Source organism: Streptomyces sp. NPDC058880, assembly GCF_042742535.1.
In the GTDB taxonomy this organism is placed as follows: domain Bacteria; phylum Actinomycetota; class Actinomycetes; order Streptomycetales; family Streptomycetaceae; genus Streptomyces.
Genome location: NZ_JBHYMC010000022.1, coordinates 41,167 through 56,726, shown reverse-complemented (window position 1 = coordinate 56,726; position 15,560 = coordinate 41,167). Strand labels below are relative to the sequence as shown.

General features: G+C 72.9%; 13 protein-coding genes, 2 tRNA genes and 1 pseudogene. 1 reads left to right on the top strand and 15 read right to left on the bottom strand.

All coding sequences use genetic code 11. The annotated features are described in order from the left end of the window. Positions 1-13: 13 nt before the first annotated feature. A complete protein-coding gene (gene holA / locus ACFW2G_RS15615; RefSeq protein WP_384451044.1) occupies positions 14-1,006 on the bottom strand; it encodes a DNA polymerase III subunit delta in 993 nt (330 codons plus the stop codon). A gap of 76 nt (positions 1,007-1,082) precedes the next feature. Here holA and ACFW2G_RS15610 point away from each other — a divergent pair, with 76 nt between their 5' ends. Then, positions 1,083-1,325, top strand: a complete 243-nt coding sequence (locus ACFW2G_RS15610; RefSeq protein ID WP_037924385.1) for a hypothetical protein — start codon at positions 1,083-1,085, stop codon at positions 1,323-1,325. A 25-nt stretch (positions 1,326-1,350) separates the two neighbouring features. Here ACFW2G_RS15610 and ACFW2G_RS15605 read toward each other — a convergent pair whose 3' ends face one another. From ACFW2G_RS15605 to ACFW2G_RS15540, 14 genes and pseudogenes are all read right to left on the bottom strand, one after another. Beyond that, a complete protein-coding gene (locus ACFW2G_RS15605) occupies positions 1,351-2,232 on the bottom strand; it encodes a YceI family protein (RefSeq protein ID WP_201773412.1) in 882 nt (293 codons plus the stop codon). 136 nt (positions 2,233-2,368) lie between these two features. After that, positions 2,369-4,738 (bottom strand): annotated as a pseudogene (locus tag ACFW2G_RS15600) (ComEC/Rec2 family competence protein); the annotation flags it as partial. After that, the gene (locus ACFW2G_RS15595) at positions 4,735-5,742 is read right to left on the bottom strand and encodes a helix-hairpin-helix domain-containing protein (protein WP_384584013.1); all 1,008 of its coding nucleotides are present in this window, start codon (positions 5,740-5,742) and stop codon (positions 4,735-4,737) included. The pseudogene ACFW2G_RS15600 and the gene ACFW2G_RS15595, both read right to left, overlap by 4 nt. 98 nt (positions 5,743-5,840) lie before the next feature. Then, positions 5,841-6,686 carry a DegV family protein gene (locus ACFW2G_RS15590; protein ID WP_384451037.1) on the bottom strand — a complete coding sequence of 282 codons (846 nt, stop codon included), beginning with the start codon at positions 6,684-6,686 and terminating at the stop codon, positions 5,841-5,843. Between the two features lie 326 nt (positions 6,687-7,012). Next, the gene (locus tag ACFW2G_RS15585; protein WP_037923794.1) at positions 7,013-7,738 is read right to left on the bottom strand and encodes a hypothetical protein; all 726 of its coding nucleotides are present in this window, start codon (positions 7,736-7,738) and stop codon (positions 7,013-7,015) included. 121 nt (positions 7,739-7,859) lie between these two features. Next, entirely contained in the window at positions 7,860-10,724 is a 2,865-nt protein-coding gene (leuS, locus tag ACFW2G_RS15580) for a leucine--tRNA ligase (RefSeq protein ID WP_037923791.1), read from the bottom strand. A gap of 255 nt (positions 10,725-10,979) precedes the next feature. Further along, positions 10,980-11,052 (bottom strand) — tRNA-Ala (locus tag ACFW2G_RS15575). Between the two features lie 131 nt (positions 11,053-11,183). Beyond that, the gene (locus ACFW2G_RS15570) at positions 11,184-11,417 is read right to left on the bottom strand and encodes a hypothetical protein (protein WP_008738908.1); all 234 of its coding nucleotides are present in this window, start codon (positions 11,415-11,417) and stop codon (positions 11,184-11,186) included. Between the two features lie 143 nt (positions 11,418-11,560). After that, a tRNA-Ala gene (locus ACFW2G_RS15565) sits at positions 11,561-11,633 on the bottom strand. Between the two features lie 124 nt (positions 11,634-11,757). Further along, positions 11,758-12,414: a histidine phosphatase family protein gene (locus ACFW2G_RS15560; protein ID WP_037923789.1), complete on the bottom strand. Its 657-nt coding sequence runs from the start codon at positions 12,412-12,414 to the stop codon at positions 11,758-11,760. Further along, positions 12,411-12,857, bottom strand: a complete 447-nt coding sequence (rsfS, locus tag ACFW2G_RS15555; RefSeq protein WP_037923787.1) for a ribosome silencing factor — start codon at positions 12,855-12,857, stop codon at positions 12,411-12,413. Before rsfS ends, ACFW2G_RS15560 begins: the two co-directional genes overlap by 4 nt. A 120-nt stretch (positions 12,858-12,977) precedes the next feature. Next, positions 12,978-14,654, bottom strand: coding sequence for an LCP family protein (locus ACFW2G_RS15550; RefSeq protein WP_384584010.1), 1,677 nt, complete (start codon positions 14,652-14,654; stop codon positions 12,978-12,980). A 23-nt stretch (positions 14,655-14,677) separates the two neighbouring features. After that, complete coding sequence (gene nadD, locus ACFW2G_RS15545; protein WP_030760999.1) at positions 14,678-15,295, bottom strand: nicotinate-nucleotide adenylyltransferase; 618 nt, start codon at positions 15,293-15,295, stop codon at positions 14,678-14,680. A gap of 36 nt (positions 15,296-15,331) precedes the next feature. Continuing rightward, positions 15,332-15,499 carry a hypothetical protein gene (locus tag ACFW2G_RS15540; RefSeq protein WP_037631388.1) on the bottom strand — a complete coding sequence of 56 codons (168 nt, stop codon included), beginning with the start codon at positions 15,497-15,499 and terminating at the stop codon, positions 15,332-15,334. Positions 15,500-15,560 lie beyond the last annotated feature (61 nt).

Genomic DNA, 15,560 nt, shown 5'->3' with positions numbered 1-15,560 from the left:
GCAGGGCCGGCGGTCAGCGGCGCTGGGGGCGGGCCGCGCGGGCCACCGCGACGACCGCCTTCTCCAGGGCGTACTCGGGATCGTCGCCCCCGCCCTTGACGCCCGCGTCCGCGGCGGCCACGGCGCGCAGGGCGTCCGCGACGCCGTCCGCCGACCAGCCCCGCATCTGCTGGCGGACCCGGTCGATCTTCCACGGTGGCATGCCGAGATCACGGGCCAGGTCCCCGGGGCGGGCCCCACGCGGTGCCGCGGCGAGCTTGCCGATGGCGCGGACCGCCTGGGCCAGCGCACTGGTGATCAGGACCGGCGCCACACCGGTGGCCAGGGACCAGCGCAGGGCCTCCAGGGCCTCGGCCGCGCGCCCCTCGACCGCACGGTCGGCGACCGTGAAGCTGGATGCCTCGGCGCGCCCGGTGTAGTAGCGGCCGACGACGGCCTCGTCGATGGTTCCCTCGACGTCCGCGCACAGCTGGGCCGCGGCGCTCGCCAGCTCCCGCAGGTCGCTGCCGATCGCGTCGACCAGCGTCTGACACGCCTCCGGGGTGGCCGACCGGCCCAGCGTGCGGAACTCGCCCCGCACGAAGGCGAGCCGGTCCGCCGCCTTCGTCATCTTCGGGCAGGCGATCTCCCGGGCGCCCGCCTTGCGGGCGGCGTCCAGCAGGCCCTTGCCCTTGACTCCGCCCGCGTGGAGGAGGACCAGCGTGATCTCCTCGTAGGGCGCGGCGAGGTAGGCCTTGACCTCCTTGACCGTGTCGGCGGAGAGGTCCTGCGCGTTGCGCACGACCAGCACCTTGCGCTCGGAGAAGAGCGAGGGGCTGGCCAGCTCGGCCAGGGTGCCGGGCTGGAGCTGGTCGGAGGTGAGGTCGCGGACGTCGGTGTCGGCGTCGGCGGCCCGGGCGGCCGCCACCACCTCCCGCACGGCGCGGTCGAGCAGCAGTTCCTCCTGCCCCACCGCGAGGGTGATCGGGGCGAGGGGATCGTCGGTGGAGTTCTTCCTGGTGGCCATCGCCTCCAGCATCCCACGCCTCGCTGACAGCCCCCCGCGCCCCGGCCCCCTCCACCGGGTGTTCGACAATGGCCCGGTGAACGTGCGACATGTACTCGTCCTGCCCGACCGCGACGCCGCCGAGGAGGTGGCCCAGGAGGCCGTCGACCGCTTCGGTCTCCCGGAGGAGCCGCAGTTGGTACGCGACGCGCTGGCCGGCGAGGACGACGCCGAGGACGCCCAATGGCTGGTCGTCGTCGAGGATCCGCGGGAACGGCTCGACGCCACTGCTCTGGACGGCCTCGCCGCCGAGTACGAAGGCTGGCTGGAGGCCCCCTGAGCCCCGACCGGGCCGGGGCCGGAGGTCAGGCCTTGTGCACGATCTGGACGTCCAGCGTGATGTCCACGCTGGACCCGATCGCCGCGATCCCGTGCGCCAGCATCGACTGCCAGTTGAGGGTGAAGTCCTCGCGGTGCAGCTCGGCGGTGGCCCGGCAGGCCGCCCGCACCTCACCCTCCATGCCCGTCCCGAGGCCCAGGTACTGGGTGTCCAGGGTCACGGACCGGCTCACTCCGTGCAGGGTCAGCGCACCGGCAACGGCCCAGCGGCTGCCGCTGCGGTGCATGAAGCGTTCGCTGTAGAACTCCACCGTGGGGTGGCGGGCCGCGTCCAGGAAGTCGCCCGACCGCAGGTGGTCGTCGCGCAGCCGCACCCCGGTGTCGATGCTCGCAGCATCGATGATCACGTGCATGGAGGAGTCCTCCATGCGGTCCGCTATCCGCACCGCCCCGGCGAACGTGTTGAAGCGCCCGTTGATGCGGGCCAGGCCGATGTGGCGGGCCGTGAAACCGATGGACGAGTGCGTCGGGTCGATCTCCCAGTGACCGGGCTGCGGCAGGACCGGGGGCTCCACCGCGTCGAGGACGATCTCCGCCGTACCGGGCTGCGCGGGGTCTCCCACGAGCGTGACCCCGTGGAACGGCGTGTACCCCTCTGCGGTGACGGAGAGCCGGTACTCCCCTTCCGGAACGGTGGCGGTGAAACCGCCGAACGGGTCGGTCTCGCCGCCGACGATCCGGCGGCCGATCGGATCCGTCACCTCGAACGCGGCCTGCCGGATGGGCCGGTGGACCGTGTCGAGGACTCGGCAGCTGAGCAGACGCGCCGTCGGCGGCAGCGTCAGTGTCGCGGATGTGTGCGGGCTGGAACTTCCGGCCGACTCCATCCCCCGTCGGCGACCGAACATGACGTGTGCACCCCCGTGCTGTATGGACTGGGACCGTTCTGGCGAAGACGCATTCGATCATGCTGTCGGGTTGTGGGCAAACAGAACACTCGCGCCCGGTATGGCCGCGTCGGTCACGCCGCCTCCTGGCCGGAAACGCACGCAGCCGAACGCCGGATCCACTGACGGCGATCGAGCCGTCGGTGTCGGTGCGCAGCACCGTCGCACCCACGGCCCGCAGGCGGGTGAGCGTACCCGGCGCGGGGTGCCCGTACCGGTTTTTTGTCCCGACGGGAACAATCGCGAGCCTGGGCCGGACCCGCTCGTACAGCCCGGGATCCTGGTGCGCGGAGCCGTGGTGGGCGACCTTGAGGACATCGACCGGCCCCAGCTGCGGATGCTCCCTCAGGAGGGCCTGCTGCGCGGCCGGTTCGAGGTCTCCGAGCAGGAGCAGGGTCAGCCCCGCGGCGCGCACCAGCAGGACGACGCTCGCGTCGTTGGGCCCCGGGAAGGGCGAGCCGCCCGGCGGGGGCCACAGCACCTGCCATTCCAGCGGCCCGGCTCGGCGCCGCTCCCCCTGCACGGCGCGTACCACCGGCACCCCGGCGGCCGCGGCGGTCCGGCGGACGAACGCGGCCTGCCCCGGCGGCTCCTCCAGCACAGTGGTCTGGACCACCCCCACGGAGCGGCCCCGCAGCACGCCCCGCAACCCTCCCACATGGTCGGCGTGGAAGTGCGTCAGCAGCAGCATCGGCACCCGGCGCACCCCCAGCCCGCGCAGGCACTCGTCCACCGGCCCGGGCTCCGCGCCGGCATCCACCACCAGCGCCTCCCCCGGGCCGACGGCCAGAACGCCGGCGTCCCCCTGCCCCACGGCGCACTGGACGTAACTCCAGTCGGGCGGAGGCCAGCCGGTGAGCGTGCGGGTGAGCTGCGGCGGCCGCAGTACCGCGAGGAGCAGCAGCACCGCCAGCGCGGAGCACAGCCACCGCCGCCGCCTCCACCGGGCACCGAGAACCACGGCCGTCAGGGTGGCGGCGGTCAGCAGCAGGCCGCCGGCGAGTCCGCCCGGCCAGGAGAGCTCGGCGCCGGGAAGCCCCGCCCCGGCCCGCGCGACGGCCGCGATCCACCCCGCGGGCACCCCGGCGCACCGGGCGAGCACCTCCGCGGCGGGCATCGAGAGCGGGGCCGCGGCCAGGGTGGCGAAGCCGAGGACGGTCGCCGGACCGGCGGCCAGCTCGGCCAGCAGGTTGCACGGCACCGCCACCAGGCTGACCCGGGCCGCGAGCACGGCGACGACGGGCGCGCACACCGCCTGGGCGGCGGCGGCAGCCCCCAGCGCCTCGGCGAGCCGGGGTCCCGCCCCGCGCCGCCGCAGGGCCCCGCTCCACCGCGGAGCGAGGGTCAGCAGCGCCCCCGTGGCCAGGACCGAGAGCAGGAAGCCGGGACTGCGGGCCAGCCACGGGTCGTAAAGCACCAGCAGCAGCACGGCGGCGCCCAGCGCAGGAATCAGGGACCGGCGCCGGCCGGTGGCGATGGCCAGCAGGGTGACCGCCCCGCAGGCCGCCGCCCGCAGCACGCTCGGCTCCGGACGGCACACCACCACGAAGGCCAGCGTCAAGGCCGCCCCGCACACGGCGGTCGCCCGCAGCGAAAGCCCCAGCCGGGGCGCCAGCCCCCGCCGCTCGGCCTGCTGGGCGCGGCCCGGGGGCCCGATGAGCAGGAACAGCACCACGGTCAGGTTCGACCCGGAAACGGCCAGCAAATGGAGCAGATCGGTGGCCCGGAAGGCCTCGTGCAGGTCGGGCGGGACCCTGGACGTGTCCCCGACGACCAGTCCCGGCAGCAGGGCCCGAGCATCCGGTGCGAGCCCATCGGTAGCCCGGCGCAGCCCGGCCCGCAGCCGCCCCGCCAGCCGCTGAGCGGCATCCGGGCCACCGGTCACCCCCGGCGGCGTGTCGCCGGCCGGGCGGAGCAGCGCCACGGCCCGCTCCCCGTCCCGCGCCGGGGCCAGCCGGGCGGCCACCTCCACCCGGGTGGAGGGCAGGAGGCGGGCCCATCCCACGTGTCCGGCCAGCACCCGCACCGGCGTCGCGACCCGACTCCCCGCACCGTCGGGCCCGGTCACCCGGGTCACCACCGCGTCCAGCACCACCACCGGCGGCCCGCTCCCGCTCCGCGCGGTCCTGGGGTCGGATGCGACGGTGAGCTCCGCGAGGACCCGGGCGTGCTCCCGCGCCAGCCCGGCGACCGGCCCGGCCCGCGCCTCGGCCGACTGGAGCCCCGCGACACAGGCTCCGGCGGCCGCGGCCAGCAGGGCCGCCGCCACGGCCGGACCGACCCCCCACCGGGCCCCCTGACGCCCTCCTCGGACCAGCAGCAGCCCCGCGGCGGCCACCGCCAGCCCCGCACCGAGGGCGGTCGCCCCCACAGGTGAGTCGAGGGCGAGGGCGGCCGCCGCCCAGGCGGCCACCGCCGGCACCGCGAGCCGCAGATCCGCAGGCCCCGCCCCCTCCCCGCGGTTCACGGCCGCACCAGCGTGCGCAGGTCGGCGAAGCGCCGCTCGCCGATGCCGTTGACCTGGCGGAGCTCCTCCACGGACCGGAATCCGCCGCGGGCGGTGCGGAAGTCGACGATGTGCTGGGCCAGGACCGGCCCCACCCCGGGGAGGGCGTCCAACTGCTCGACGGTGGCGGAGCCCAGACTGAGCGGCCCGGCGGCCGGACCGCCCGCGGCCGTTCCCGGCGGCGCCGTCGCGCCCACCAGCACCTGCTCGCCGTCCACCAGCACCCGGGCCCGGTTCAGCCCGGTGGTGTCCGTACCCGGACGCACTCCCCCGGCGGCGGCCAGCGCGTCCTCGACCCGGGACCCGGCTGGCAGGCGCCGCACTCCGGGGTCCCTGACCTTCCCGCCGACATCGACGACCACGGTCCCCGCGGGCCCCGCGCCGCCCCCTCCCCCTGCCGCGGCCGGCGCCGCGGCCACGGCCGGCAGCACCGCCGGGGCGGGGGCGGTCACGTCCTGCGGCCGGGCCGACCAGTACTGCTGCGCGGCGAAGCACACGGCGGCGACCAGGACCACCCCGACCGCAGCCACCGAGCGCGGCTCCACCGCGCAACGGGCCTGCAGCCATACCGGCAGCCGCTCCCGCACCGCCAGCCTCCGCGCGGCACCGGCGGTCAGGGCGCCGGCCACCGCTCCGCCGGACGGTGCCGGCGGATCCTCCGCGGCCGACGGCGACGGGAGCAACGGCTGCAGGGGCGACGGCTGGCTGACCGCCGGCTCCGGCGGGCCGGCACCGCCGAGCAGGGCTTCGGCCCTCCGCCGCAACGCGTCCGGCCCCGGGTCGGGACCCGACCCCTCGTCCGGCCCAGGGTGCGGCCCCCGACGAGGACGTGCGGGCGCGCCGCGGAGGCCGTTGCGGCGCCTGCCGCCGCCACCGCCGCGCCGCAGGCGGCTGTCGGAGAGACGGGTACGGCCCGGGCCACTGGTGGCGCCCGACGGATACGCGATACGGGTTCGAAGAGTCATGCCACGACCGTAGAGACAGATCCCGACCACCGTCCGGATCCTTCAATTCCGGTGGATATCGGCCCTGTTGTGGAAAACCGCGCCACTCGTTCCGGTGATCAGCGGGGCGAGACGACCGCCGCCAGGAGCCCCGGTCCGGTGTGCGCGCCGATCACCGCGCCGACCTCGCTGACGTGCAGCTCGACCAGGCCGGGAATCCGCTCGCGGAGCCGCTCGGCGAGCCTCTCAGCCCGCTCCGGTGCCGCCAGGTGATGCACCGCCACGTCCACCTCCGCGGAGCCGGCGCGCTCGACGGCCAGCTCCTCCAGACGGGCGATGGCCTTGGAGGCCGTACGCACCTTCTCCAGCATCTCGATACGCCCGCCGTCCAGGGTCAGCAGCGGCTTCACCGCCAGGGCCGAGCCGAGGAGCGCCTGCGCGGCCCCGATCCGGCCGCCGCGGCGCAGATAGTCGAGGGTGTCCACGTAGAAGTACGCGGCCATGTCCGCCGCCCGCTTCTCGGCGGCCGCCACGGCCTCGTCCACGGAGCCGCCGGCCTCGGCGGCCTCGGCCGCGGCAAGCGCGCAGAACCCGAGGGCCATCGCGACCATGCCGGTGTCCACGACGCGCACCGGCACGGGTGCGGTCCTGGCCGCCAGCACGGCGGCGTCATAGGTCCCCGAGAACTCAGCGGACAGGTGCAGGCTGACCACGCCGGTCGCCCCGGCGTCCGCCGCCTCCCGGTAGGCACGTACGAACTCCTCCGGGCCGGGGCGGGAGGTGGTGACCGGGCGGCGCTTCTGCAAGGCGAGGGCCAGGCTGCGCGCCGAGATCTCGGTGCCTTCTTCGAGCGCCTCGCCGCCGAGCACCACGGTGAGCGGGACGGAGGTGATTCCGTGCCGCGCCATGGCCGGACGGGGCAGGTAGGCCGTGGAATCGGTGACGATGGCGACATGGCGGGACATGAGGCGGAGGTTACCGCCCGTGGGGGCGGTACGGCAGCCGGGGCCCCGGGCTGGGGCGGGACGGGCACCGCTCGGCTTCGGCCGCGGCGGTCAGATCCTACGGATCGGGGGCCGCGGGCCGCCCCCCGGGGTCGCTGCCGCGCCTCCCCGCCCCGGCCCTTTGCCGCACCGGAAACTCGCCCCGGGGCCCACAGCTGGGACCCACGCCCGACGCAGGCCCACGCCCCACACAGGTCCACGGCCACACAGGCCCACGCCCCAGGGACCCACGCCCCGGTCCCGACCCCGTTCCCCGGGCGGTGGTTCCGCTCAGCCGCCGGTTCCGCTCAGCCCGCGCTTTCCGGGCGGGCGGTCTTCTGCCACGGGTACTGCATCGTCGGGGTCGGCGGGTTCAGGGCCGCCTGCGGGGGTGCGGTCGCCGGCTTCGGGGCCGCCGGCCCGGGCGCGGTGGGCGTGGCCTGGGCCGCGTCCCACTCGGCGGCCGCCGTCGCCAGGCCGTCCACCGGCTCGCGCGACCAGTCGCGCAGCGCGCCCGACTCCATCTCGATCTGCTCGGACAGCAGGGACAGCTCGTCCTCCGCGAAGCGGCGGGCCCGGTCGCGGGCGGCCCACCGCAGCGAGTCCGCCGCCTCGATGATCCTGGCGGTGCGCTCGCGCAGATCCGGCAGCAGCTCCGCGGTGCGCCGCCGGTCGGGCTCCTGCTCCAGCCGCTTCAGCTCCCCGTCGAGCTCGTGCCCGTGGGCGCTGAGCCGCTCGAACAGCCCAAGGGACTCCCGCAGCGAGGCGTCCGTCCGGGCTCCCTCGGCCAGCGCCTGCTGGGTGGCGCGCATGGACGTGCGCAGGTCCAGCCGCAGCTGCGCCAGCGCGCCCGCAACGCCGACCTGGCCGAAGCTCTTGGCGCGCAGCGTGGTGTCCTCCACGCTGCGGCGCGCCTGGGCGACGGTGCGCTCCACGCCCCGCTTGGCCGCGCCCACCGCCTTGACCGTGAGGTACGCGCCGAGGCCGACCATGGCCAGCAGCATCAGCGCGAAGATGATCAACGCGGCCTCCATGACGGCCCCTTTCCCCAGGCGTCCGCTCTTCCCTCCACCGTAAACGCCACGGGCAGGTCGGGGGTTCCCTTCGAACCCCCAACCTGCCCGTACGGGATCCCCCTCATACGGGGGTGCGCCCTCAGACGACGATGTTCACCAGCTTCGGCGCACGCACGATCACCTTGCGGATCTCCGCGCCGCCCAGGGCCGCCACCACGGCGGCGTCGGTCACGGCCAGCTGCTCCAGCTCGGCGTCCGTGATCGTCGGCGGCACCTCCAGCCGCGCCTTGACCTTGCCCTTGACCTGCACCACGCACGTCACGCTCTCGTCCACGACGTACGCCGGGTCCGCTACGGGGAAGTCCTGGTGGACCACCGACTCGCTGTGGCCCAGCCGGTGCCACAGCTCCTCCGCGATGTGCGGGGCAAGCGGGGCGACCAGCAGGACCAGCCGCTCGGCGACCGAGCGCTCCAGCGGGCGGCCCGCCTTCGTCAGGGCGTTGTTCAGCTCGGTGATCTTGGCGATGGCGGTGTTGAACCGCAGCCCCGCCATGTCCGAGCCCGCCCCGTCGATGGCCTTGTGCAACGCACGCAGGGTGTCCTCGGCGGGTTCCGCGTCCACGACGGTGACCGCGCCGGTCTCCTCGTCCACGATGTTGCGCCACAGGCGCTGCAGCAGGCGGTACTGGCCGACGACCGCGCGGGTGTCCCACGGGCGGGAGACGTCCAGGGGGCCCATCGCCATCTCGTACAGGCGCAGCGTGTCGGCGCCGTACTCCGTGCAGATCTCGTCCGGCGTGACGGCGTTCTTCAGGGACTTGCCCATCTTGCCCAGCTCGCGCTTGACCTGCTCGCCCTCGAAGAAGAACGCGCCGTCGCGCTCCTCGACCTCGGTGGCCGTGACCGGGAAGCCGCGCTCGTCACGGTAGACGTAGGCCTGGATCATGCCCTGGTTGAAGAGCTTGTGGAACGGCTCGACCGACGACACGTGCCCCAGGTCGAAGAGGACCTTCGACCAGAAGCGGGCGTACAGCAGGTGCAGCACCGCGTGCTCGGCGCCGCCCACGTACAGGTCGACACCGCCGTGCGGAGCGCCCTCGCGCGGGCCCATCCAGTACTGCTCGATCTCCGGGTCGACCAGTGCGGAGGCGTTGTTCGGGTCCAGGTAGCGCAGCTCGTACCAGCAGGAACCGGCCCAGTTGGGCATGGTGTTGGTCTCGCGCCGGTAGGACTTCACGCCGTCGCCCAGGTCCAGCTCGACGTTGACCCAGTCGGCCTTGCGCGACAGCGGGGTCTCCGGCTGCGAGTCCGCGTCGTCCGGCTCGAAGGTGCGCGGCGCGTAGTCCTCGACCTCCGGCAGCTCCAGCGGCAGCATCGACTCGGGCAGGGAGTGCGCGACGCCGTCCTCGTCGTAGACGATCGGGAAGGGCTCGCCCCAGTAGCGCTGCCGGCTGAACAGCCAGTCGCGCAGACGGAAGTTGACCGTCCCCTCACCGATGCCGCGCTCGGCCAGCCATTCGGTGATCGCGGCCTTGGCCTCGACGACGCCCAGGCCGTCCAGCGAGATGCCCTCGCCCGTGGAGTTGACCAGCTTCGCGTCGTACGAGGCGAAGGCGTCGTCCCACTCGGCCGGGTCGGTTCCGCGCCCGTCCGAGGGCTGCACGACACAGCGCATCGGCAGCTCGAAGGCGCGCGCGAACTCGAAGTCACGGCTGTCGTGCGCGGGAACGGCCATGATCGCGCCGGTGCCGTAGCCCATCAGCACGTAGTCGGCGATGAAGACCGGGACCTTGTCGCCGCTGACCGGGTTGGTCGCGTACTCGCCGGTGAAGACGCCGGTCTTGTCCTTGGCCTCGGCCTGGCGCTCGACGTCCGACTTGGCGGCGGCCTGCCCGCGGTAGGCGGCGACGGCCTCGGCCGGGGTGGCGTAACCGCCCGTCCACACGTCGTGGGTGCCCTCGGGCCAGGCGGCCGGGATGAACTTCTCGACCAGCGGGTGCTCGGGCGCCAGCACCATGTAGGTGGCGCCGAACAGGGTGTCCGGGCGGGTGGTGAAGACGGTGATGGCCTCGTCGCCCAGCGCGAAGTCGACGCGGGCGCCCTCGCTGCGGCCGATCCAGTTGCGCTGCTGCAGCTTGATGGCCTCGGGCCAGTCCAGCGCGTCCAGGTCGTCGAGCAGTCGGTCGGCGTACGCGGTGATCCGCATGTTCCACTGGCTCAGCCTGGACTTGAAGACCGGGAAGTTGCCGCGCTCGGAACGGCCGTCGGCGGTGACCTCCTCGTTGGCCAGTACGGTGCCCAGCCCGGGGCACCAGTTGACGGGCGCGTCGGAGGAGTACGCCAGGCGGAAGCCGTTCAGCACGTCGGCGCGCTCGGCCGCGGTCAGGCCGGACCAGGCGCGGCCGCCCGGGACCTCACGGGAGCCGTCCTCGAAGGCGGCGACCAGCTCGGCGACGGGCCGGGCCTTCTGCGCGTCCGCGTCGTACCAGGAGTTGTAGATCTGCAGGAAGATCCACTGGGTCCACTTGTAGTACTCGGGGTCGATCGTGGCGAAGGACCGGCGCTTGTCGTGGCCCAGGCCCAGCCGGCGCAGCTGGAGCTTCATGTTCTCGATGTTCGCCTCGGTCGACACGCGCGGGTGCGTGCCGGTCTGCACGGCGTACTGCTCGGCCGGCAGGCCGAAGGCGTCGAATCCCAGGGTGTGCAGGACGTTGTGGCCGGTCATCCGCTGGTGGCGGGCGTAGACGTCGGTGGCGATGTACCCGAGCGGGTGGCCGACGTGCAGGCCCGCACCGGAGGGGTACGGGAACATGTCCATGATGAACTTCTTGGGCCGGGCGACGATCGCGGGGTCCCCGGCGAGGTCACCGGTCGGGTTCGGGGCCTCGTACGTGCCCTGCGCGTCCCATACGTCCTGCCAGCGTGCCTCGATGTCGGCGGCCATGGCAGCCGTGTAGCGGTGCGCCTCGGCCGCCTCGGGGGCCGGGGTGTTCGTCTCGCTCATGATTTCTGAAGCTCCATCGATCGTCTCTGCCGTCTCTGCCTGCCCAAACGAAAAAACCCCTCGCACAGGAGGGGGCGCCGCGCCGGGTCCGACCGTTTCGACGGTCGGCACTGATCAGCGCGGCTCGGTAAGCAGGAGGCGTACGGCACGCATGGCGTCAGGGTACCGCAGCGGCCCCCGCCGACGCTCGGCCGTTCCACCCGGTGGTACCACGAGAAGCGGGCCACCCGATCCGGGTGGCCCGCTTCTTCACTGTGGAGCTAAGGAGAATTGAACTCCTGACCTCCTGCATGCCATGCAGGCGCTCTACCAACTGAGCTATAGCCCCTTGCCTTGCTTGCCGCTTCGGTTTCCCTTGCCGGTTCCCCTTGGCGACGTCCCAAACATTACACGGTCATGGCCCTGGTCCAAAAATCGGTTTCTGCGAACCACGGGCCATGTCCGATTTACATCGATCCGTCACGCTCTCGCGAACTGGTAGAACCGCTTGAGCGTGCAGTGCTCATCGAGCAGCCGACCGTAGATCGGCTCCCCTTCCAGCTCGCGGTACGTCTCGATCGGGTCGCCCTTTATGATCAGCGCCCGCGCGCATTCCTCGCACCAGTACTGGTAGTCGGGGTTGACCGGGTCCATGTCCCGCACGATCGGCGTCCCGTTGTTGCACCAGTCGCACCGGCGCCGGTGTGCACCCATCCGTTCGCGACTCCCTCCCGCGTCGGGCCGTCGACTCCCCCTCCGGCGGTCCGATTCTGCCACGCCGGTGCGTGCAGGGTCAGCAAACGCAAAGGGTACAAAAACAGGGATCCCGCCCCCACTTGGGGACGGGATCCTGATTGTGGAGCTAAGGAGAATTGAACTCCTGACCTCCTGCATGCCATGCAGGCGCTCTACCAACTGAGCTATAGCCCCGCTCTCCGCTGCGCTTCCCCCGTCTCCGGTGTTCTTCGCTGCGAACAAGAAGAACTCTAGCCTGTGACCAGCCGGAAAGTGAAATCCGGGTCGGTGACCCGTCGGGAAGCGGCAGGGAGCCCGCTCAGTCGTCGTCGCCGAGCACCGGTTCCGGCAGCGTGCCGGCGTTGTGCTCCAGCAGGCGCCAGCCGCGCGCGCCCTCGCCGAGCACGGACCAGCAGCAGTTGGAGAGTCCGCCCAGGCTCTCCCAGGAGTGCGCCTCCAGGCCCAGCAGACGCCCGATGGTGGTGCGGATGGTGCCGCCGTGGCTGACCACGACGAGGGTGCCGTTCGCCGGCAGTCGGCCGGTGTGCTCCAGCACTACGGGCGCGGCGCGGTCGGCGACCTCGGTCTCCAGCTCACCGCCGCCCCGGCGGACCGGCTCGCCGCGCTTCCACGCCGCGTACTGCTCGCCGTACTTCTCGACGATCTCCTCGTGCGTCAGGCCCTGCCACTCGCCCGCGTACGTCTCGCGCAGCGCCTCCGCGTGCGTCACGGGCAGGCCCGTGACGGCGGACAGCTCGGCTGCGGTGGCCGCGGCCCGCTTCAGGTCGGACGCGACGATGGCGTCCGGCCGCAGCGAGGCGAGCAGTCGCGCGGACCGGCGCGCCTGTGCCAGGCCCGTCTCGGTCAGCTCGATGTCCGTCGATCCCTGGAAGCGCCGTTCCAGGTTCCACGCGGTCTGGCCGTGCCTCCAGAGAACGATCTTCCTGCCGGCCCGGCCCGAGGTGGTCGCGCTCAGAACAGATCACCGTCCAGGTCCTCGTCGCCCTGCGCCTCGCGCAGCTTGGCGTGCTCCTCGGCCTTGCCGATGGTGAGCTTGGCGTCCTCGGGGAGCTCGATCTCGGGGCAGTCCTTCCACAGGCGCTCCAGCGCGTAGAAGACCCGCTCCTCGCTGTGCTGGACGTGGACGACGATGTCGACGTAGTCGAGCAGGATCCAGCGGGCGTCGCGGTCGCCCTCACGGCGCACCGGCTTGGCGCCGAGCTCCTTCTGCAGGCGCTCCTCGATCTCGTCGACGATCGACTTGACCTGGCGGTCGTTGGGCGCCGAGGCGAGCAGGAAGGCGTCGGTGATCGACAGCACGTCGCTGACGTCGTACGCGATGATGTCGTGTGCGAGCCGGTCGGCCGCGGCCTGGGCAGCGGTGGTGATGAGCTCGATGGAGCGGTCCGTGGCGGTCACTGGCCATGCTTTCGGGTTGGCGGGCAGATCCTTACAAGGGTCTCATGTACCGCCGACAGCGCCCGCGCGGAACGTTCCGCGCGGGCGCGAACGCCCTCGCCCGGCCGGGCCGCGGCCAGGTCAGGACTGCTTGTAGTCCTTCCCGAGGATCACCACGACCTCGGCGTTCACCGCGTTCTCGGCCTTCTTCACGACCGTCTCGGGCAGGCCCAGGGTCTTGGCGACCTCGATCGCGCGGTCGCGCTGGGCGTCGTCCTGGTAGGTGATCTGCGAGGCGGCCGCGGTCTTGTCGGCCTTGCCGCCGTCCACGAAGGTGTAGCCGCCGTTCAGCAGCGCCGCCTTCGCCGCGACCTGCGCCTTCTCGTCGCCGCTGGCGTCCTTGAGTCCGACGCGCGGGACGGCGCCGGGCCGGGCCGAGTCCGCGGAGCCGCCGAGCACCTCCTTGACCACCTTCTTGTTGGCCTCGTCCGTGAGCGTCCCGTCCGCCTTCACCGCGACGACGTCGGTGCGGTACGCGCCCACCTTGGCGTGCGCGCCGAGCTTGGACAGCAGGGCCCCGAGGGTCTGGGCGTTCAGCGCGGGATCGAGGATCTGGCCGATGCTCTCGACTGTGACGGCCCCGGCCTTCGGGTCGCCCGGGAACTTGCGCAGGACGCCGTGGAGCACCTTGCCCGTGCGTTCCAGCTGCTTGGCCTCCGGCTCGCCCTGCGCCCGGTACGTGGCGTACGCGACGGCCATCGGGCCGCTCAGGCTCTGCTTCGGGCCCTGCCCTACGGCTGGGGTCTTCGCCGCGTCGTCGGCCGGGACCGCGGTGTCGGTGTCGACCTCGATGCCGCCGACCAGCTCGACCAGGTTCTCCAGGAAGGGGGTGTCCAGGCGCCAGGTGCCGCCGATCCGGGTGCCGAGCACGGAGTCGAGGGCCTCGCGGGTGCCGAGGCCGCCCTCCTCGACCGCCTTGCCCAGGGCCGTGGCGGTGCCGTCCTGGCTGGTGACGGCGAGGGCGTTCGGCAACAGGACGGTGGCGCCCTGCCCGGTGGTGACGTTGTCGACGAGCAGTGCCGAGGAGGTACCGCCCTTCTTGGTGTTGTGCAGGTGCACGACGATCATGTCGCGCTTCTGCGCCGCGGCGTCCGCGGTGGCGGCGGTCTTCTTCCCGCCGGGGCCGTCGAGGAACGGCAGCTTGCCCGCGTACCAGAGGTAGCCCAGGCCCGCGACGACGAACACGGCGAGGGCCACGATCAGCGCGACCACCCGGTTGCGCCCGCGGCGGCGTGCCTCCTCGCGGCGCTCGGTGCGGCTCTCGGTGAACTTGAGCCAGTCGATAACGTCCTCGGAGTCCTCGTCCGGCTGGTCGATGAACGCGAACATCTCGGTGCGGTAGTCCCGGCCCGCCTCGGAGCCGTCCTCGGACCGGCGCGGCTCGGGGACCTGGCCGGACGCCCGCTCCGCCGGGGCCGAGAGCTGCTCGGCCGCCGGAGGCTCGGGAGCCTGCTGCTGCGGGATCCACTGCTGGTGCTGGGCCTGCTGCGGGGGCCGGCCGCCGTGCTGCGCGTCGTAGCCGTAGGAGGGCGCCTGGGGGTACTCCTGCTGCCCGTACTCCTGGGCCGCCGGCTGCTGCTGGTAGTACTGCTGGGGCTGGTCGTAGCCCTGGTAGTCGTAGCCGTAGCCCTGCTGCTCGTACTGGTGGGCGGGCTGCGCGGGCGCCTGGCCGTACACCGGCCGCCCGTACGCGTCGTAGCCGATGAGCTGCTGCTCGTGGGCGGCGTACGGGTCGTACGGATCCTGTCGGTCGTTCACCGCGGGCCCCTCTCTCCGGAAGCTCAGGCTCCCCGGTACAGCTCACGCTTGTCGATGTAGCGCACCACACCGTCCGGCACCAGGTACCAGACGGGATCGCCCTGGGCGACGCGCGCGCGGCAGTCCGTGGACGAGATCGCCAGCGCGGGCACCTCGACCAGGGAGACGCCGCCCTCGGGGAGCCCGTCGTCGGTGAGCACGTGGCCCGGCCGGGTGACTCCGATGAAGTGGGCGAGCGAGAAGAGCTCGTCGGCATTGCGCCAGGTCAGGATCTGGGCGAGGGCATCGGCACCGGTGATGAAGAACAGGTCGGCGTCGTCGTTCAGCGCCTTCAGGTCCCGGAGGGTGTCGATCGTGTAGGTCGGCCCGCCGCGGTCGATGTCGATGCGGCTCACCGAGAACTGCGGGTTCGAGGCCGTGGCGATGACCGTCATCAGGTAGCGGTCCTCGGCGGGCGAGACGGCCCGCTGGGACTTCTGCCAGGGCTCGCCCGTCGGCACGAACACCACCTCGTCGAGGTGGAAAAGGGCGGCCACCTCGCTGGCGGCCACCAGGTGTCCGTGGTGGATCGGGTCGAATGTCCCGCCCATCACGCCGAGCCGGCGCTTGACCGGACCGGTAGGCGTCTCCTGCTCTCCCATGAGCGCAGAGCCTACTGGCCCGGCGGACCGGTCCGACTAGCGGTCGCGGTTCAGGCGCGTGGTGACCCAGAGCATCAGCATCAGGATGACGAAGGCGGCGCCGCCGGTCAGGTAGGGGTTGAGGCTGTCGTGGTTGCCGCCGTGCTGTTCGGCCCCCTCCGAGGCGAGGACGACCAGGTTGTGGGCGGTGGAGGAGAGGCTCATCAGGCAGGTACCTATCGAGTCGGGGAGCTGTCGGAGACTTCGCCCACATCGTATGCGGGCG